This is a genomic window from Parabacteroides sp. (assembly GCF_977054455.1).
In genome coordinates, this window is the sequence record NZ_CDRTCT010000021.1 from 1 (window position 1) to 20,318 (window position 20,318).

The 20,318-nt window shown below is 38.1% G+C and carries 20 protein-coding genes; all 20 read left to right on the forward strand.

Features of this window, described 5'->3' with window-relative positions; genetic code table 11:
- Nucleotides 1-909 precede the first annotated feature (909 nt).
- Nucleotides 910-2,028 carry a 6-bladed beta-propeller gene (locus ACW6QF_RS11680; RefSeq protein ID WP_456087957.1) on the forward strand — a complete coding sequence of 373 codons (1,119 nt, stop codon included), beginning with the start codon at nt 910-912 and terminating at the stop codon, nt 2,026-2,028.
- A 64-nt stretch (nt 2,029-2,092) separates the two neighbouring features.
- Complete coding sequence (locus ACW6QF_RS11685; RefSeq protein WP_456087958.1) at nt 2,093-2,923, forward strand: hypothetical protein; 831 nt, start codon at nt 2,093-2,095, stop codon at nt 2,921-2,923.
- Between the two features lie 164 nt (nt 2,924-3,087).
- Entirely contained in the window at nt 3,088-3,213 is a 126-nt protein-coding gene (locus tag ACW6QF_RS11690; RefSeq protein ID WP_456087959.1) for a hypothetical protein, read from the forward strand.
- Nucleotides 3,214-3,242: 29 nt separating this feature from the next.
- On the forward strand, nt 3,243-3,491 hold the full coding sequence (locus ACW6QF_RS11695; protein WP_456087960.1) for a hypothetical protein: 249 nt from the start codon (nt 3,243-3,245) through the stop codon (nt 3,489-3,491).
- Between the two features lie 35 nt (nt 3,492-3,526).
- The gene (locus ACW6QF_RS11700) at nt 3,527-4,672 is read left to right on the forward strand and encodes a 6-bladed beta-propeller (protein WP_456087961.1); all 1,146 of its coding nucleotides are present in this window, start codon (nt 3,527-3,529) and stop codon (nt 4,670-4,672) included.
- 43 nt (nt 4,673-4,715) lie between these two features.
- On the forward strand, nt 4,716-5,288 hold the full coding sequence (locus ACW6QF_RS11705; protein WP_456087962.1) for a hypothetical protein: 573 nt from the start codon (nt 4,716-4,718) through the stop codon (nt 5,286-5,288).
- 413 nt (nt 5,289-5,701) lie between these two features.
- Nucleotides 5,702-6,775 carry a 6-bladed beta-propeller gene (locus ACW6QF_RS11710; RefSeq protein WP_456087963.1) on the forward strand — a complete coding sequence of 358 codons (1,074 nt, stop codon included), beginning with the start codon at nt 5,702-5,704 and terminating at the stop codon, nt 6,773-6,775.
- A gap of 124 nt (nt 6,776-6,899) precedes the next feature.
- Nucleotides 6,900-7,049 (forward strand): hypothetical protein, encoded by a 150-nt coding sequence (locus ACW6QF_RS11715; protein ID WP_456088019.1) that lies wholly within the window; start codon nt 6,900-6,902, stop codon nt 7,047-7,049.
- 64 nt (nt 7,050-7,113) lie between these two features.
- On the forward strand, nt 7,114-7,554 hold the full coding sequence (locus ACW6QF_RS11720) for a hypothetical protein (protein WP_456087964.1): 441 nt from the start codon (nt 7,114-7,116) through the stop codon (nt 7,552-7,554).
- Nucleotides 7,555-7,639: 85 nt separating this feature from the next.
- Nucleotides 7,640-7,765 carry a hypothetical protein gene (locus ACW6QF_RS11725; protein ID WP_456087959.1) on the forward strand — a complete coding sequence of 42 codons (126 nt, stop codon included), beginning with the start codon at nt 7,640-7,642 and terminating at the stop codon, nt 7,763-7,765.
- A gap of 29 nt (nt 7,766-7,794) precedes the next feature.
- Nucleotides 7,795-8,127, forward strand: a complete 333-nt coding sequence (locus ACW6QF_RS11730; protein WP_456087965.1) for a hypothetical protein — start codon at nt 7,795-7,797, stop codon at nt 8,125-8,127.
- 79 nt (nt 8,128-8,206) lie between these two features.
- The gene (locus tag ACW6QF_RS11735; RefSeq protein WP_456087966.1) at nt 8,207-9,265 is read left to right on the forward strand and encodes a 6-bladed beta-propeller; all 1,059 of its coding nucleotides are present in this window, start codon (nt 8,207-8,209) and stop codon (nt 9,263-9,265) included.
- A 461-nt stretch (nt 9,266-9,726) separates the two neighbouring features.
- Nucleotides 9,727-10,887: a 6-bladed beta-propeller gene (locus ACW6QF_RS11740; RefSeq protein ID WP_456087967.1), complete on the forward strand. Its 1,161-nt coding sequence runs from the start codon at nt 9,727-9,729 to the stop codon at nt 10,885-10,887.
- Between the two features lie 2 nt (nt 10,888-10,889).
- On the forward strand, nt 10,890-11,531 hold the full coding sequence (locus ACW6QF_RS11745; protein WP_456087968.1) for a hypothetical protein: 642 nt from the start codon (nt 10,890-10,892) through the stop codon (nt 11,529-11,531).
- A complete protein-coding gene (lepB, locus tag ACW6QF_RS11750) occupies nt 11,515-12,036 on the forward strand; it encodes a signal peptidase I (RefSeq protein WP_456087969.1) in 522 nt (173 codons plus the stop codon). Before ACW6QF_RS11745 ends, lepB begins: the two co-directional genes overlap by 17 nt.
- Nucleotides 12,033-12,734, forward strand: a complete 702-nt coding sequence (locus ACW6QF_RS11755) for a glycosyltransferase (protein WP_456087970.1) — start codon at nt 12,033-12,035, stop codon at nt 12,732-12,734. The genes lepB and ACW6QF_RS11755 overlap by 4 nt, the downstream gene beginning before the upstream one ends.
- A gap of 126 nt (nt 12,735-12,860) precedes the next feature.
- Nucleotides 12,861-13,826, forward strand: coding sequence for a FecR family protein (locus tag ACW6QF_RS11760; protein ID WP_456087971.1), 966 nt, complete (start codon nt 12,861-12,863; stop codon nt 13,824-13,826).
- Between the two features lie 109 nt (nt 13,827-13,935).
- Nucleotides 13,936-17,463 (forward strand): TonB-dependent receptor, encoded by a 3,528-nt coding sequence (locus tag ACW6QF_RS11765; RefSeq protein ID WP_456087972.1) that lies wholly within the window; start codon nt 13,936-13,938, stop codon nt 17,461-17,463.
- A gap of 18 nt (nt 17,464-17,481) precedes the next feature.
- Nucleotides 17,482-19,275 (forward strand): RagB/SusD family nutrient uptake outer membrane protein, encoded by a 1,794-nt coding sequence (locus ACW6QF_RS11770; protein ID WP_456087973.1) that lies wholly within the window; start codon nt 17,482-17,484, stop codon nt 19,273-19,275.
- 113 nt (nt 19,276-19,388) lie between these two features.
- On the forward strand, nt 19,389-20,279 hold the full coding sequence (locus ACW6QF_RS11775) for a sugar phosphate isomerase/epimerase family protein (protein ID WP_298553685.1): 891 nt from the start codon (nt 19,389-19,391) through the stop codon (nt 20,277-20,279).
- Nucleotides 20,280-20,318 lie beyond the last annotated feature (39 nt).

Below are 20,318 nucleotides of genomic sequence, written 5' to 3' on the forward strand. Positions count from 1 at the left end.
GTAAAAACCGCCAGCTCATCAATGAGTAAGGAGGAGACCTTTGTTAAATTTGCACTTTCTGATTTTTGTTCTGAATTTTCTTGTATCTTAGCAGTCTGCACAGCTTAATGATTTTGTCCATATTTTTTGTTTGCACTTATAATATAGACTTTTATTTTTTAAGCTGTGCTCTTTTATTAATTAAATACACAAAAAGCAACCATACAGCAAAAGTGAACAAGACCCAAATAAAATACCCAAGCGGGTAATATATTTTAACATATCAATCCGACTGCAAAACACTTAAATAATGAACATTTTGTTATTCCCCTAAATATGGCAGAGGAGATTCATTGTATTCAAAATCTCTTTTCGAATGATTGGAAGAGTAAGTAATCCTGTCATTGGTTTTTGTCGGGTGAAAAGATAAAAAAGTGGTAATTTAGCTCAGTATTCTTTCCGAGTTGTTCGTTTAGCTTATAAATGAAGGTCTAATATAAAAGTAAAAAGCAATGGTGAGATTAAGAAAGTCAATATTGGTATTAGGGATGGCGATGTCACTCCTTGGTATGGGAATGAATCTCTAGTATGCATTGGGTGATTATGGTTGGGCAGACAATTTGATAATACAGGTTTTGGCTATTGTGACTGGTGGTTTTGATACAACAATATATTCAGGTCAACCGGTAGAACCGGGAAAAGTTCGAGATCAAGTGCCATGTATGTATACATATCAGGATGGCTCTTTTACTTCAAGCGTTGCATGGGTTTGTGTTGACCAATATGTATGTCCTTCTTGTAATTGTACTCCGGTCTCATGTGGAGGAATGCCTTGAAAGATAAAAAGGAATTGATTTTTATTTCGTAACAAACGAACAAATGGAATGCTTTATGAAATATATTACAAGTGTATTATTGTTTTTGTGCCTTATGTCATGTCATAATGGACGCCAATCGTCTTGTGCGGATGTCCCGGTAGAGAAAGACTCGCTACAATTACGCGTGATTCCAGTTTCTATTTCGGATACAGCCTATCGGAATGTGGACCAGACTTTCGAACAAATCTCGTATGTGGTATTATCGGACAATGTTGTAATAGGAGAAATAGTCCGTACTCTTGTTTCTGATGAGCGTATCTTTATATTGGATAATCAAAATAAGCTCTTTTGCTTCGATATGAAAGGAAAGGTCGAGTATGTGATTGATGAGCATGGTCCGGGTCCTGACGAATACGGGAATGTATTGGACTTTGCCTTGAACTCTCCGTTGAAGATGTTGTGGGTGTACGATTCAACACGCAGGAAGTTGCATTGTTACGATATGTATACCGGCAAACGTCGTCAATCTATCTCTGCCGCTTATATGGCACCGGAACGCATGGCGATTTGGAACGGCTCTTTTTTCTTTTTCATGGGAGATCATTATAATTATCCTGATAATCCGGAAATGCACTACTCGTTGTTCTATTCCTTGTCCGGAGCTAAAATAGATAAATCCTTTTTTCCCCATGATGAAACGTCAGAGTTTAGGTTTTCCTATGGGAAGGAACATCCTTTTTATTATAATAACGATAAGTTGTATTTTATCAAGGATTATGAAACAGTTGTTTATCAGTTGACATCAGAATCTGTTACACCTGTATATAAGGTGGAATTGCCGGACTCTTTACCGTTGGATGTTCTGATGGAAGTGACACCATCATTGAAGTTGATGCAAACCCGCTACTCATGGTTGTTGAGTAATGCCTATGAAGCGGATGGTTTTTTGAATTTATGGTTTCAGAAACAAGGAAGCTGTTATGCCGTATATTATGATTTGTTGAAAGATAAACTCATATATGCCGGCAAGCAGGTTAATAATCATCCCGTGAAAGATTTGTTATTTATATCTCAAATTCATGGAGTGTATAAAGATTTGTTTTTTTCCGTGGTTCCTTCTTTTGTTGTCCGGTACAAGATATCTGAAAATCCGGATGTTTTTCCGGATGATCTGAAAAATTTAACGGATGAAAGTAATCCGATTATTGGTTTTTATCGGGTGAAAAGATAAAAAAGTGGTAATTTAGCTCAGTATTTTTCCCGAGTTGCTCGTTTAGCTTATAAAACGGTGAAAAATGAAAAAACGGAACAATATTGTTAACTTTAGATTCTTGTTGGGTTTCTTGCTCCTTTACGGGCTGGTAGCGGTTTGCTATTCTCCTGTTTTCACCAACGGTTTTCTGGATTCATGGGATGACCAATGGATGGTGATGAACGTATTTACGGAGAGTGGTTTTCGGATGGAAAACCTGATAGCGGTGTTTACACAATCCTACAAAGGGCAATATAGCCCGTTGGTGGAGTTGAGCTATATGGTGCTGTACGGCTTGTTCGGCTATGATCCGTTTTGGTTCCATTTGATGAGCGTTGTCTGGCATTGTGGATGTGCCACGTTACTCTTTTTCCTGATCTGTCGTTTGTTGGAGATGTCCGGTCTGTCAGAATCCCGTACAAGTTTGCGAGTGGCCGCCTTGTCCACCTTTCTTTTTGCCATTCATCCGGTGAATGTGGAATCCGTTGCTTGGGTTAGTGCGGTGAAGGTTCCGATGTATGTATTTTTTTATTTGTCAGCCTTGTTGTTATATCTTCGTTATGTCCGGTCACAAAAACTCGGTTGTTATATAGCGGCTTTATGTTGTTTTGTCTGTTCGGGTTTGAGTAAGGAACAGGCGTTTGTCTTGCCATTGTCGTTGCTTTTGATTGATTGGTTTATTGGCCGTAATCTGAAATCATCGGATTTGTGGATGGAGAAATTGCCTTTTTTCATTTTGTCGGCAGGCTTTGCCTTGTTGACGTTGGACTTGCAGGGACCTCGTAGTGAGGCGGTGTCTTATACGGCAGTGCAACGTCTGTTGTTCGGCTGCTATTCTTTGTCCTTCATTTGTTGCTATCGCTACATGTCGTAGCCATGCCTCGTTTGGGAATAGTTGCTGATCGTTACCTTTATTTGTCCCTTTCGGGTATTTTGTTGTTAGTCTCATATAAAGTCATAGGTTGGGTGGAAAAAGAGTGTCGTGTGTTTTCTAAGTTCCTGTTGTTTTCATCAATACTTTTCTATAGCCTTTATTTTATGAGCTATACGTATAGCTACAGCAAACAGTGGAAGGATACGGACACCATGAAGCATTATTTGCGTAGTTTTTACAAAGGAGAATACGAAGAAAAAGATATAAACGGTCGTGAAAATCACGACTGAAGTATTAACAAATTAAAAATTTAAAGACAATGGCACAATTAAAGAAAAAAGCCGTGTTGCTAATGGGAGCATTGATGTTGCTCCTCGGTATGGGAATGAATCTCCAGTATGCGCTGGATGATTATGGTTTATACGATAATGATATTGTAATATCTGTTTATGCTCAACGAACAGGTGATTTTAGTGACTCGGACTCCCATACTTGTCAAATAGCGGAAGCTACAAGAACAGAAGCAAGTGGTGGGTGGACCTTTGATGCTGGACTACAACTTATATGAAATTCAATTGGCTTATATCGATAATTTAATATAATATGAAGTTAAATATTTTGTTTTTTATTTTATTGCTGTTGTCTTGCAATAGAAAAAATGAAGAGCTAAGCTCTGTTGGTAGAATAATAAATATAGGCATTCAAAATCTCCATAGCTTAAATATGATTGAGGTATATGATTCGGTTAATTATGTACCGTTAGAGCTTACGGAAAAATCACTGCTTAGTAATATTGATAAGTTATATAAGTCTGATTCATGTTATATCATACTCGATTGTAAACAAATGAATATATTTGTTTATAATTTGGATGGTAGTTTTCGTTGTATAGTGGGTAAAAAAGGGACAGGTAAGGATGAGTATACTTATTGGAATGATATTTATTATTCTCAAGAAGAACGGCGTATTTATGCACATGAAAGGTTCCAGAATCGTATATATGTATATGATACGAATGGGAATTTGATACTTAAAACAAAAAAATCGAAATATCAATTTAACTCATTTGTTAAGACTTCATTGGGATTTTTTGTGTATAGCTGTTTTAAAAAACCGTATAATATGGATGGCTATAATTTAATGCTATTAGATGAAGAACTTCAGGAATTGAAAAAATCATATTTTCCCCAAGAAGAATTTGTAAATGCAGTTGTTAGCTCTACTTTCTTTACATCAAACGGTAATGAATATTTTTATTATCCTTCCAGTAATATCGTATATAAGTTGGGTAATGAGGTGACACCATATTGTAAGTTTGATTTTGGAAAACGAACTATGCCTTATGAGGAAATTATTCGTTTGAAATATATTGAAACATACGAACAAATACTTTCTGGACATGGATATCTTGGTGATATTAGATATTGTTTGGCAAATGAAAACTGGGTGTCTTTTCAATTTTCTGATACAGATTTCAATAGGCCTGTTAAAAATTATTATTGTATGTACAATCTCAAAAATGGAAATGTTTATGTAGATACAGCTCCTTTTGTTAGTTTTGATATGTACCCTATTCATCGTTGTTTGAAATTTTTAGATAATGAAATAGGTATATATTTGCTGCCACCCTATATATTGGAAAAAGAAAGTTTGAAGATGTTATCTGAACAACTGAATGTACAATTGACAGAAGATAGCAATCCTATATTGGTTATTTGTTATTTAAAAAAATATAAGCATGAAATATAAGCTTTTGTTATTATCTGTAATCTCTTTGTTTATATTGTTCTGTATGGTTACAATTAAAATAAAAGAGAATGCTGAGGTAATTGTGGAAAATGTCAAACATGACTCTTTTTTATTAAATGGTTTATATGAAAATTTGAATATACAGTTTCAGAGTAATAATAGTTATATAGGAAATGAGACGAATTTGTTGGATCGATCAGGAAAGTCTGTTTATATGCGCAATGTTGTAGGCAAGATGAAATTTGTTATTCGCTTTAGAGGAACTCAATGTAGAAGTTGTGTGAACGTGTTTAATCAGTATGCTGAAAGATTGAAAACAATGATCTCGGATTTAGGAGTAGAATCAGTTGTAATATTATTGGATTCTAAGAATATATCAGATTTACAAGTTATTGCTGACAAGATGAATTGTGAAGTTTATAGTATTCCCAAAGGGAATCTTCCTATAGAATTAGATAATGAAAATCATGTTATACCATTTTATTTTTTTACGTTGTCAAATTTGTTGATGGTTCAAGATTGTTTTATTCCTGCTGATTATTTAGATGTTTTTTGGGGTATTTATATCGAATTGATAAAACGTGAATTTTATATTTTGGATGGTAATATCTCTTAATGTGATCGTGATCCAATTCTTGACGGTAAAGATAGTTCCGGTGAATCTAATGGTAACTGTTCGATTTGGGAGATTAGGAATCTATCGACAGGAATTGTGATTTTTTTCTTATGTGGAATAGGATTATTTGGAAATTCTGAAAAAATTAAAACAATTTTTCCGTGTATTGATGGATTGGCAGAGAATAAAGCTGTTAATCAAGTTTTGGCTCAAATTGCAGGTAGTACAGAAACAAGTAATCCTCCGGGAGAGAGATGGATCGTTATATATATGATATAATCAGTATGGAAATACAACGGGACAGAGATATGTTTGTTATCAACCGGGGTATAAAAGTTCATGTGTAAGTCATGGTTGTCAATAATTAAGAAAGGATATGGCTTGCCACATCCTTTAGATTTAACAAATAGAATATGAAATATTATATATTAGTCATAGTATTATTGCTTTGCTCCTGTTCAGATGTCGATAATTCGGGAGTTTATGAGATAATGGTTCCGGCTGAGACTAACCAAAAAGAACTATTGCTTTCTGCATTCGTTGAAAATATTCGGATTGTTCCATTAGATATGGATGATGAATGTTTGATTTCTCAAATTGATAAGGTGAAAATTTTCAAAGATGAAATTTATATTTTGGACAAAACGAATAATGCAATCTATATTTATGGAATGGACGGTAAACATCTTCGAACTTTATTTAAAGTGGGGAATGGTCCTGGTGAATATTTACAGTTGATGGATTTTGATATATATGATAATCAGTTGTTTATTTTGGATTTTGGCAGATGCCATATTTTGAAATATGATTGTGATTTGAACTATATAGATCGAATTCAGTATGAAACCTATTCTACACAAATTGCAGTAAACAACGGTTTGATCTATTTGTATAATTTGAAATCCCAAAAAGGAGAGGATTATAAATGTTCCATTTTGAATGATAGTGGTCGGAAAGTTGCGGATAAATTAATTAGAAGAGATCATGAAAATTTGTTTAATTATAATGAATGCAATGCTTTTGCTGTAAACAATGGAGAAGTCTATATTTCTCCCGTGTATGATAATCGGGTTTATCACGGAGAAGACTTGTATCCTGTTTATTGGGTACGATTTGTAGGAAAAGAGTTTCCGGATGAACAGAATGTAGAAGAGCAAGACGTAAATAGTCCAGATTTCAATTATGTGGTCAAAAATAACTATTATGTTTCCAATCGCTATTTTATTTTTGATTATTTGATTCAAGATCAACGTGTTTTTTGTGTGGTGGATAAATCGAATGATAAAGTAGAAGTAGGAGTGGTAAAAAATGATTTGATACAAGGTTATCGCTTCTTTCCACGTTGGGGAGATGAGAAATATTTAGTGGAAGAGATAAATGCGGAAATATTGTACGAATATTTTCCAACACTTTTGGAATCAATGAAGTTACATGATTTGTCACCAGATGATAATCCAGTTATTTTATTATATGAAATGAAAGAATAAAAGGATGAGTGCGCTGAATTTTTGTAAGAAGTGTGAATCTGGATAACGCTAATTTGTATATAATATTAGCTTAATTAGCCCTTTGAGGATAATGGATGAGAAAAATAATTGGAGATGGAGACGTATGCCGGGATGGCGAGAACCGCAAGAAAATGATATCGTCGTTTTTCGTGGCCCTGAAAACCGAAATATGCTTTTGGTAAAGCGGGTAATTCGAATAGCAAGTCGAGATGGTGCAAACCCTGCCATTGGTTTTTATTGGGTGAAAAGATAAAAAAGTGATAATTTAGCTCAGTATTTTTCCCGAGTTGCTCGTTTAGCTTATAAAAAGGTGAAAAATGAAAAAACGGAACAGTATTGTTAACTTAAGATTCTTGTTGGGTTTCTTGCTCCTTTATGGGCTGGTAGCGGTTTGCTATTCTTCTGTTTTCACCAACGGTTTTCTGGATTCATGGGATGACCAATGGATGGTGATGAACGTATTTACGGAGAGTGGTTTTCGGATGGAAAACCTGATAGCGGTGTTTACACAATCCTACAAAGGGCAATATAGTCCGTTGGTGGAATTGAACTATATGGTGCTGTACGGCTTGTTCGGTTATGATCCGTTTTGGTTCCATCTGATGAGCGTTGTCTGGCATTGTGGATGTGCCACGTTACTCTTTTTCCTGATCCGTCGTTTGTTGGAGATGTCCGGCCAATCCGTATCTCGTAAAAGTTTGCGGGTGGCCGCCTTGGCCACTTCCCTTTTTGCCATTCTTGTTGTTAGTCTCATATAAAATCATAGGTCGGGTGGAAAAAGGGTATCGTGTGTTTCCAAAGCTCCTGTTGTTTTCATCAATACTTTTCTATAGCCTTTATTTTATGAGCTATACGTATAGCTACAGCAAACAGTGGAAGGATACGGACACCATGAAGCATTATTTGCGTAGTTTTTACAAAGGAGAATACGAAGAAAAAGATATAAACGGTCGTGAAAATCACGACTGAAGTATTAACAAATTAAAAACTCAAAGACAATGGCACAATTAAAGAAAAAAGCCGTGTTGTTAATTGGAGCATTGATGTTGCTCCTCGGTATGGGAATGAATCTCCAGTATGCGCTGGATGATTATGGTTGGGCGGATAATTTGGCAGTACAGGTTTTGGCAGCAGTGACTGGCGATTTCGACACTTCATGGCCGGATCCAAATAAACCAGTGGAGCCGGGAAAAGTGGCAAGAACAGAATCTTGCGTTTTACAGACTGGAAACGGAGTGACAAATAGTGTTAAGCGGACTTGTTACGAGCAGTATGTCTGCCCGACATGTGGTTGTACCCCGGCTGCTTGTGGTGAGGCCTTTTATAATTGATTTGGTTATGAAATATTTAGTGTGTAGTATATTATTCTTTTCATTCTTTTCTTGTCATAGTAAAAAAGAAAAGAGTTCGATGGACATGTCAGAAGACTCTCTATCTGTTTTGAATATAAATATTGCGATTACAGAAAATACGCTTGACAATCTGGATCGATATTTCGACTTGGACTCTTTTGTAGTCTTGTCGGCTCAGTCATTAGTTGGCGAAATCCAAAGGACGTTGGTAGCGGATGATCGTATATTCATATTGGATAATGTACCAAAAATCGCGTGTTTTGATATGCGAGGCGATTTGGTTTATGAGATAAATAGGCAAGGCGGAGGTCCGGATGAATTCGGTACGTTAGTGGATTTCGGACTGGATGAAGAAGCCGGAATATTATGGTTGTATGATTCTTTAAAGAGGCGTTTGTCCGCTTACGATATGAAAACCGGTCACTACCAATATTCCATATCCGCGTCTTACATAGCTCCGGTTCGTATAGCCGTCAATAAAGGAAGCTTCTTTTTTCATACACCGGACCACTATAATTATGCTACACGTCCGGAGATGCATTATTCCCTTTTCTATTCGGTTACGGGGAAGCGTATAGACGGACGTTATTTTCCGCATGACGAAATAGCTGAATATATGTTTGGTTATAATCCCTTTTATTATAATGAAGGTCGAATCTTGTATATTCAGAATTTTGATAATATGGTGTATCGTTTGTCTGCAGGAGGAGAGATCGTTCCACTTTATAATATCAGTCTTCCTGACCCGTTGCCATTGGAGCTTGTCAAGGAAAAACCGAATCCGATGAAATTGGTAAAGAGCCAATATTCCTGGTTGTTGTCTGAGTGTTATGTTTGTGACAATGTGTTGAATTTTGCCTTTTCAAAAGGCGGTTATTATTATTGGGGACTTTATGATTTGAAGGAAAACCGGATAATCCATGTGGGAAAGGACCAGATGGAAACCGAGTTTCTGATAGATATGGCTTTTGACGGCATTTATAAAGAATGTTTTTTTTCCGTTATATCGTCACAAGTGATAGTCTGGAAAAAAGAGAAGTTTCCGGATCTAATCCCTGATAAATTGCATTCGCTTTCGGAGGAGGATAATCCGGTGGTTGTTTTTTATAAAGTGTGAAAAAATAGAGAGAAAGATATTCCAGTATGCGCTGGATGATTATGGGTTGGCGGATAATACTGTCGTTATTACCGTTTGGGCACAACAGACGAAAACTGGTGATGATCCTGCTGGTACAGGAGACATACAGAAAGGATGTAAGGATTGTAATCTTGCTGGGGGAGGAGGTGCTACTTCTTGTTCCTGTATATCAGGTTCAGTATCTGCATTTGGTGTAACTGCTACAGGTAAAGGATGTGAAGTCTCAACAGGAACTGGTTATTATTCATGCTGTAGGGTAACAAGCGACGGTTTATGCAGATGTCCATCTTGTAAAAATTAAAAATAGGGCTATACCGAAATTATACATTTTTTCCATATTATGATTGATTTGGGGTTCAATGTTAACTTAGAAAAAATTAGATCAGAATTGTCATGACAAAAGTGTATTATAGGAACAGCCCGTTAAACTAAATAAGAATATGAAAAAGAATATTTGTTTGTTGCTAATAGCGGCTCTGATGTGTTCTTGTGCCGGACAAGATCATGGAAAAGATGATTTTATAACTATTTCGATTGATCCTGAAGACTCTCAAATTGTATCCATTGCGGATTTTTTCGAAAAGATTGCAATTGTCCCGTTGGAAACGAATGACACTATATTGATAAATGCAGTGTATAATATTATTCCATTGAATAAATGTTTATATATTTTGGACCGGAGAAGTTCTTCTGTTTTTATTTTTTCTGATCATGGAGAAGCCAAAGCGGTTATCCATGATCAAGGAGATGGTCCCAACAAATATACAAACGCATCAAGCATTGCGGTTAATGAAGAAAAGAAAGAACTGTATGTGATGGATAACCAATTGAAGAAAAAGTTTGTATATGATTTGGATGGTCGTCTATTACGTGTGGATACAATTCCTTATAAAATAAGCCAAATATTGTTTTTAGGGGAAGGAAGGGAAGTCTGGGCACGATCAAGCATTGAACCTGAAGACGGATATATCATGAATTGTTTTAAACAGGATGAGTTAGTGGCACAATATCATCCTCATCATTATGAAAATGGTGCAACCGTTTCTTTTTGGGAGTCTCCGTTCGTTTTGTTTGAAGATGGCTTATATACCCATATTATGTATAATGATACGATTTATAAATATGATTTTGACCACCCCAAAGGAGGTTTAGTGATTAACTTAGGCCATGTCATTCCGAAAGAATTGATAGCTTTGCCGATGCAAAGCAGGGAAGATGAAATATTCAAATATCTCAGGAAAAATAAAAAGGTTGCTCATTCTCCTTATTTATATATTTCCGATGAGACTAAAGTCGGAGTTTCATATCAATATGATGGTTATAATTGCTTTTATATCTACGATAGGCTAAACGGGGAAAGTTGTTCTCTTCGAGGACCTCATATTGGGAAAGTCCATATTGTTGATATCTTATACGGTACAATTGCCTGTGGTGATTATTTCTATTATATACTTGATCCGTCTAAATATCAGGATCTGGAAACGAATAAAAAATCAGAGATACAGTCGTTTTATCCTGAGTTGTTCAACACGCTGGAAAAAGCATCTATTGATGATAATCCGATTCTGATGGTGGCAAAATTAAACAAAAAAATATTTTGAATATGAATAAAACTATACATTTTACATATATGTCTTTGATATTGATCCTGTTCGTTTTATTTATTATAGGTTATATTCGCCAAGGTGATAACAAATTGACTTATGAAGGTTTAAAGAAGGATTCGTATAATTATCATCAAATATATAGTATTAATTTAGAACAAATTAATACTGATAATGTAACAGTTTCAGATACATTGTCGGTTTTGAAAGAAAATGGAGAAAACATATTAGTATCTGAAATTCTAAATACAGGTGATAAATTTGTAATTCGTTTTAATGATGCAGGATGCATATCATGTATGCAATATTTTAAAAAGCACATTGATTATATTAACATGTTTATATCGGAAGTAGGAGCTCAAAATGTAATTTGTTTGTTGAATTCCAATAATCCGAGGATTATACGGTCGTTTAAAAAACAGTATTGCATTTCTTGTGAAGTTTATGGACTTTCAATAGGACTTTTATCTCCTATTATGGAAGTAAGTGATACTGTTGTTGCTTATTATTTTTGTGTTTTATCGAAGGAGTATTTAATGGAAAATTGTTTTATAAATATTCAAGAAATTTCAGAACGAACAGATGCTTATTTTGAATCGATAAAACGTAAATTCGCTGTTTTGGATGGTAAGGGGGATTAAAGTAATCGTTATTGTTGTATTTACTTGTGTGTTGATTCGCCTCTTCCTTGGTGAACCTTGTTACATTCCCTCCGAGAGCATGGAACCGACTTTATGCACAGGTGATTGGGTTTGGGTGGACAAAGTTTCATGTGGAGCTTTGTTACCGAACCGTTTTGCAGATATACCTTTGCTGAATGTTTTTACATGGATTAGCCCTTTGAGGATAATGGATGAGAAAAATAATTGGAGATGGAGACGTATGCCGGGATGGCGAGAACCGCAAGAAAATGATATTGTCGTTTTTCGTAGTCCTGAAAACCGAAATATGCTTTTGGTAAAGCGGGTAATTCGAATAGCAAGTCGAGATGGTGTAAATTGGTACTATATGATGGGAGACAACCGCAATAATTCGGTGGACAGTCGTTTTTTCGGGGAAATCCCGGAAAGTTCGATTGTTGGCAGGATCGGCTGGGTATTGTTTTCTATAAAAGATAAAAAGCGCATATTAAAAAGAATAGAATGATGAAAACGGGCATAGACCTGATATTGCCAGTCTACAATCCGGATAAGGGTTGGGAACTAACCGTTGTCTCGAAATATAAGGAACTGCAAATTTTGTGGAAACATGCAGACATTCATTTATATGTGGTAAATGACGGTTCGGCAAGTGGTGTTGAGGAAAATATTATTGATTATATCCGGCAAAATATACCGAAAGTTCATATTTTGAGTTATTCGATCAATCATGGAAAAGGTTTTGCGTTGCGTAAAGCCGTGTCTGTGTGTAATTCTGATTATATCCTTTATACGGATCACGACTTTCCTTATACGCTTGATTCTATGTCGAGGGTCTTGGATATGCTACAGCGGGGAGTTGATGTGGTTGTATCGACTCGGGATAAAACTTATTATGATCGTTTGCCGTTTTCTCGTCGTTTAATCTCCCGATTTGTTCGTGGATGCAATCGTTATTTATTGAGAATGGACTATTCGGATACGCAAGCCGGTTTGAAAGGGTTTAGTCGCAAAGGGCGTTCCGTTTTTCTTTCTACTTGTATAAATACATATCTGTTTGATTTGGAGTTTGTTTACAAAGCATGTCGTCATCCGGATTTGATCATGGAGGAAGTTCTGGTGAAGTTAAGAGATGCTGTTTGTTTTCCGGCATTTGGAATTGAAACTTGTTGGAAGGAATTTTTACGGAGTTTATATATTATATAAAGTAAAAAGAATTGTCGGATTAGTGATCGTTTTTGTTATATTGGGATGCAATTAATTGAAAAAAGTTCCCTTTTAGTTCAGTAGTTTTCCCGAGTTAGTCGTTTAGCTTAAGTAAAAAGAAATAAAATGGATTTTGATTATAGACTTTTAGCGAAATATTTGACCGATATGCTTTCTCCCGAAGAAATGGAAAAGGTGGAAGAGTGGCGTGCTTTATCAATTGAGAATGAAGAAGTTTTTTCTAAATTGGTGAGACTTCGCGTTTCGTGGAAGTTTACTCAATATAATACGTCTGAGTATATCGAAAAGGCATTGAATGGATTGAATGCCAAGATAAATAGTAGAAGGCGGTTTCAATTGTTTCGTTCCGTGATGAGATATGCAGCCGTAATTTTGCTGCTTGTTTCTTTTTCTTATGTGGGATGGAACTATTTGAAGCCTGCCAATTATGTGACGATTACGGTGAAACAAGGGGAAGATGTGAAAAAAATAGTGCTTGCGGATGGGTCGACTGTCTGGTTAAAATCAGGTTCCTCTCTGAAAATGCCTGAAACTTTTGCAACCGACAACCGTAAACTCTCCTTGCAAGGAGAGGCATTCTTTGACGTTGCAAAGAATGCACAATCTCCACTATATGTTTCGACGGATTATGTGAATATCGAGGTTCTTGGAACCGCTTTCAATGTAAAAACAGACAAGAAACACCAAAGCGTAGAAACCGTTTTAGCAAGAGGTAAAGTTGCTTTACTCGATAAGCAAGGGAAAACCGTTTTAGACATGTCGCCGGGGGAAAAGGTGACATATGACAACAATAAAAACGAATATGCCACAGATGTTGTGGATGTAAATATATGTACGGCGTGGCGACTGAACCAGTTTGTTTTCGAAAATGTCACGCTCAGGGAAATAGTCAACCAGCTCTCCGTAAAATTTAATGTAAACATAAATCTGGAATCATCGAAACTTGCCCGGCGCAAGTTCCGATGTGTGATCAATGAGGATGAAAGCTTGCCTGACATCCTGAAACTCTTGAAATTTTTAGCTCCCATCCAATACCGGATAGAGGGGAAGGAAATCTTTATATATGAATAATAAAAAATGAATGCCTATGGTGAAATAACAGAACAAAAAAGCAAAACACACACAAGCAAAAGAAAACTATAACTTAAGAACTTAGTACTAACATTATTGAATCACATGTATGATTAAAAATGCATCAATTGCTACATTAGCAATGTTTTTGTCAGCCGCATCGCCCGCCATGGCGACAAGCGATGCGCATTCTTTGTATGTGAATCTGGAACTGGCCTTGAATCAAACAACGGTCGGTACCGTCATACGAAGTATCAGCGAACAGACGGGATATGAATTTTCTTATGATGAGACCTTATTGAATAAGAAAATCTCCAAAGTATCTGTTAATCTTAAAAATGAACATATAGAAAATGTTCTGAAAGAGGTATTTAGAAATACGGGTATCTCTTATAAGATAGTAAATAACCGGGTATTCCTGAAGGATGATAATTCTAAAAGAGCTGTCCATTCCGAACCTGTTGTGACGGTAATCCAACAGCAGAAGAAAAAAATATCGGGTGTTATTGTCGATGATACCGGTTTGCCGGTGATTGGCGCGAATATTGTTTTGAAAGATGGAGCAGGGGTTGGAACGATCACAAATATTGACGGGGAATTTACGTTGGATGGAATTCCTGATGGAGCCACTTTGCTCATTTCTTATATCGGATATTTGGATCAGGAAGTTTTAGTGACGAAAGATAAAAGTACATTCCAAATCACCTTGCATGAAGATACCCAGAAATTGGATGAAGTTGTCGTGGTTGGGTACGGTGTGCAGAAAAAGGTAAATATGACAGGATCCATTTCGAATGTGAAGTCGGAAGAACTGTCGGTTATTCCTAATACTAACTTGTCCAATTCCTTGGCCGGACGTGCTCCCGGAGCAACCATTACCGGTAATTCCGGTCTGATGGGAGCTTCTTCTGAGATCCGTATGCGTGGTGGATTCGGCGATCCGTTGTTCGTTATCGATGGTGTTATCCGTGATAAAGAGGCTTTTGATAATTTGGAACCGTACGAAATAGATCAGATGAGCTTCCTGAAAGATGCCGCGTCTGCTTCTATTTACGGATCGGCTGCCGGTAATGGTGTTGTGTTGGTAACGACAAAAGGGGGTGTTAGGAATCAGAAACCTGTGTTTAACTATCAGGGATCCTATGCTTTTAGTAAACCGACCCAAGAACTGTTTGCGGATAGATGGACGGCTATCGATGACTTGGATTATCAAAATGCAGTAGCTCGTTTCCAAGGTACGAAAGAGCCGAACGGTGAGGCGGAATATGCTTACTTCCGTGATAACAATATCAATTATAATGTAAACGATTATATTTGGCAGAATCCTTGGAACACAAAACATTCTTTGAGTGTGACAGGCGGAAGCGAGAAAGTGCAATATTATGTAATGGGGTCTTTCTTAGCTGAAGAAGGTTCTTATGTATCGTTGGAAAATAAGAAATTTTCTTTGCGCTCGAATTTAACGGTGGAATTGAGCAAATACATTAAGATGAATGTCAACTTGGATGCGAATCAGTCTAATGACAAGCGTTTCTATTGGCCGTTCTCGGATGACGACGACCAGGCTGTGTATGATTTATACCGTTGTACGTTCAATGCGATGAAAACAACGCCGTTCTACTCTAATTTGGACGGGACACCTTCTGCTACGATTACAGATTATCCGATTTATCAGGATTATGGTTCATGGCAAGGATGGAATCCTGTAGACCAGGTTGTCGGCAACCGTTATCTGAAGACTCGTCGGCGCAATATGAATGGGATCGTTTCGTTCGATTTTAACTTGGATTTCATTACGAAAGGTTTGAGCACGAAGATTATGGGCAGCTATATTGGGCATGACTATAACCGGAAACGTTTCATGACTTTCCAGAAGAACTATAAATTTCAGCAGGCAGATCCTGAAGGAAATCGTTTCTTGCCGGCTCCTTTAAACTTGAATGAGTACAACACGTTCAATTTCTCTCAGAATTATGAGAACTTGGATTACCGGGCCAAACAGTTATGGACTGAGCAGTTTAACTGGTTTGTGAACTATGCCAATACGTTTGGCAAACATGATGTCAATGCAATGATTGTATTCGAACAAGCTGCTAATGGAGGCGAATGGATACAAGCAAAAGGGGAACAGCCGCTTGCTAACTTGGACCAGATGTTTAATTATTCGAAAGATGCTGAACGTCGTTGGGGTGACGCAGAAGAATATACCGGCGGACGCCTTTCTTGGATTGGCCGTTTTAACTATACATTCGACCAGAAGTATATAGCCGAGTTCTCTTTCCGTTATGATGGGAATACGTTGTTCCCTGATGGACATCGTTGGGGGTTTTTCCCTTCTGTTTCGGCAGCATGGCGTCTAAGCGAAGAATCATTCATGGAAAACACGACCGACTGGTTGAGTAATTTGAAGTTGCGTGCTTCGTATGGTACGACTGGTAATGACTTGGATTTGAGTAAGGATCCGATCGACAAGATTACGGCTTTTTCTTATTTGCAGAAGTATAACACGGGTGGAACATATGTTTTCGGCAGCAATTTGGCCAATACGATCGTGGCCGGGGCTACACCAAACTCGACACTGACTTGGGCGACTTCCACCACATATAACGGTGGTTTGGATTTCGGGTTCTTCAACAACCGGTTGTCCGGTACGTTGGATGTTTTCTACCGGAAAGAAGTGGATATCCTTGGCCCGCGTACGGTGACTCTTCCGAGCACGTATGGCCAGGCGTTGGCTCCGGAAAACTATGCTGAACGTTCTTGGCGAGGAGGTGAGTTGGCTCTGACTTGGATGGATAAGGCGGCTAACGGAGCGATCGACTATTCGGCATATGTAAACTTGGGCTTTGCTCGTGACCGTTGGGATGTTCTGGATGTTGAGGCGACTTATCGGGAAGGAGGAAACCTGTACGCCCTGTCGCCATTAGGTAAAGCTGACGGGATATTGACCGGTTTGATTGCGGATCATTTATTGACGGATCCGGCTGAAGTTGAAGCATTGAAAGCTAAAGGATTCAAACAATACGGACGTGACCCGTATCTGGGCGGTATTTTATATAAAGATACGCGTGGTGACGGATATACGGAAGGTCCCGATGGACGAATTGATGGTAATGATGCGTATAATTTGTTAAGTGAAAACGGTACGCCACGAATCAATTATGGTTTTGGAGGCAATATTAAATGGAAAGGCATCACGATAGACGTGCATTTCCAGGGGGTCGGCAAATATGACCGTTTTGTTGGCGGTGTCGATGGCGGTTTCTATCAGCATGGTGGTGCTGTCCGTCCTTATTTCCCGATTTGGACGAGTGATAAAGTGTACGATCCTGAGTTGAATCCGAATGGTGTTTATCCGCGTATTGTGGGTAACAGTTGGTATGAATCCGGTGCAGGAAATACAAGTTACTGGATGCGTAACGGCGCATACTTGCGTTTGAAGAATTTGAACATCGGGTATGATCTGCCGAAAGCGATCCTTCGCCCATTGGGACTTACGCATGCTCAGGTATTTGCCAATGCGACCAACTTGTTCTGTATTTCGGACGTAACGGAATTTTTGGATCCGGAACAGAAATATTATGATTCCTATCCGTTGATGAGAACATTCTCTTTTGGTCTTAATTTCTCATTCTAATTTTAAATCAGGAAGAATATGAAAATGAATAAAATCAAATATGCCATAATAAGTGCAGCCTTCGTATTGGGAGGAATGGCAACCGGTTGCGATACGTTGGATATCGACAACTTGAACAGTTACGATGAGTCGATGGTTTGGGATGACGTTAATCTGGCTACGGCTTACGTGAACAACCTTTATTCGGAATGCTTTGGCAATTGGAGCGCTTCTGCTGATGGCAATTCGGAGCAGGTAACCGGGATGCCGTGGTATTTAGGAACTATCACGGAGTCGGGAAGTGCTTATAAAAAGTGGGATTACACGACGATCCGTCATATCAACGAAGCTATCAAACGTTTGGAAGAAGGGCTGTTGGATAGCAAAACGGCTAATGGCTTGTTGGGACAGGCCTATTTCATGCGTGCCTATATGTATTATTGGATGGTTTTGCATCATGGTGGCGTTCCATATATAAAGGTTCCGCAAGACAAGGATACGGATGATTTATATGTAAAACGTAATTCTACTCCGGAGTGTTTCCAATTTATGGTTGAAGATTTGGATCATGCCATCACATTGTTGCCTGAGAAGATTGCCGGAAGTTCAGCCGATTACGGACGTATCGACCAGTGTTTTGCCAAAGCATGGAAAGCAAAGACTTTGTTGTTGAAAGCCTCTCCGCAGTTCAATCCGAACAATCCGTATGGCAATGCTTATTGGGAGGAAGCCTATGTGGCAGCAAAAGAAGCTTATGATTTTTGTGTGGCTAAAGGTATAGCTTTGACTCCGGATTATGCGGATATCTGGATACAGGAACAAGGACCGGAGGTGGTTTTTCCGGTGGTAAACTCGAATCCGAATAAAACTTCATCGTGGGAGTACACGACTCGTCCTGCTTCTGTCAGCCGTGACAAATCTTATAGTAACCCGACTTGGGAGTTTGTAAAAAGCTTTCCTATGTTGGATGGAAAACAGTATGATGATCCGAGTAGTAAATATTATGTTGGAGACGAACAGGCTTTACTGAAGTCTTTCTGGCAGAATCGTGATCCGCGCTTCAATAATGTCTGTTTATATAATGGTCGGGAATATCCGGTGGCTGGAAAACATGCTGACTATAGACAATATAATGCATTGGGAGTCAGTAGTCCGGATGATCAGTATGGTGTGAATCCGAATGCGCATACGAATGCTGTGAACAATGATATTTTCTCTGGCTTTTATATTTATAAAGCTGCAGATTTGACATTGACTCAAGATAAGGTGATGACATATGACATTGATTACATTCTGATGCGTTTTGCCGAAGTGATGTTTATCTATGCCGAAGCGGCTAATGAGACCGGACATTCGGATGCCGCTGTCGAAATGTTGAAGCAGATTCGTAAACGTGCCGGAATCGAAGCCGGAAACGATGGACTTTATGGATTGAAAGTCGGAAATCGTGAAGAGATTCGTCAGGCTATTTTGGATGAACGCAATATAGAGCTGTGTTTCGAAGGTCATCGTTTTTGGGATTTGCGCCGTACGCGTAATATGATGAAGTTGGCTGGCTGGACTAAGCATGGACTTGAAGCGATCGCTATCAACTCTGATGGCACGGACATGGATTTGAACACTGCCAGAGCAAAAATCAATAACAATGAGTTGACTACCGGAGATTTTCGTTATGTGATTCATCAAGTTCCTTATACAGAAGCGGCGGAAAGAGAATTTGTAATTGAAGAATCATTCTATTTCTTCCCGATTCAGAAGGCCAACCTTGACGAAAATCCAAATCTCGAACAAAACAATAATTGGGGCGGAACTTTTAATCCGACAATGGAATAAATTATTACTTTTGTTTTTTCATAAATAAAGAGGGAGGCCAAAAAGACTTACAACCCTTTGGTTGTCCCTCTTTTTTTGTTTTCGTTATTTATTAACTTAATCTATATCAGGCGATGAAAACTAAATTCTCTTTATTGATTTTTGCTTTGTTGTTTATGTGTTCCGGAATGATGGCTCAAGATAAGATAACGATCGGGGTCATCCAGTATGATTTGGGCGATATCGATAAAAGCTTTAAAGACCTGCATGAACAGGGATTCGGCTCTTGTGAGCTTAATTATCAGAAAAACAAGTTTACAAAAGATTTTGCTGAAAAAGTAAAGGCGGCATCCAAGAAACATAATATAAAAGTGACAACAGTTGTCGGCGTACCCGGAAGCCATTGTGTTTGGAATTTCCGTCAAGGACCGGCGACGATCGGTCTGGTCCCGAAAGAAGAACGGGCAGAGAAAATTAAAGTATATCACGAGATGATTGATTTTTGCGCTATGGCGGAAGTGCCTGCCATGCACTCCCATTTCGGTTTTATACCGGAAGATCCCTCTTCCGAACAATACAAAGATTTTATCAAGGTTATGCAGGATTTGGCAAATTATGCTAAGGAACGCAACGTGATGATCTATTTTGAAACCGGACAGGAAACGCCGACAACTTTGATCCGTGCCATTAAAGACATAGCTACGGGCAATGTGTTTATCAATTGCGATCTGGCTAATCTATTGATGTACGGGAAAGCGAATTCTCTGGATGCCGTGAAGCAGTTCGGTAGCCTGATCAAGGAATTCCATGCAAAAGACGGTAAATATCCGGACCCGAACAATCCGTATGAATTGGGAGCAGAAGTGCCCATCCCTACCGGAGAGGTGAATTTCCCGGCCGTCATAGCTGAACTGAAGAAGCAAGGATTTCAGGGAGCATTGACTATTGAATGCGAATTGAATGGTGCAAGACATGATTATGTGATAAAAACACGTGAATATCTGCAAGAATTATTAGATAATTAGTATATTTGTCAGATATTGTTTATATTTTTAAATAATAGG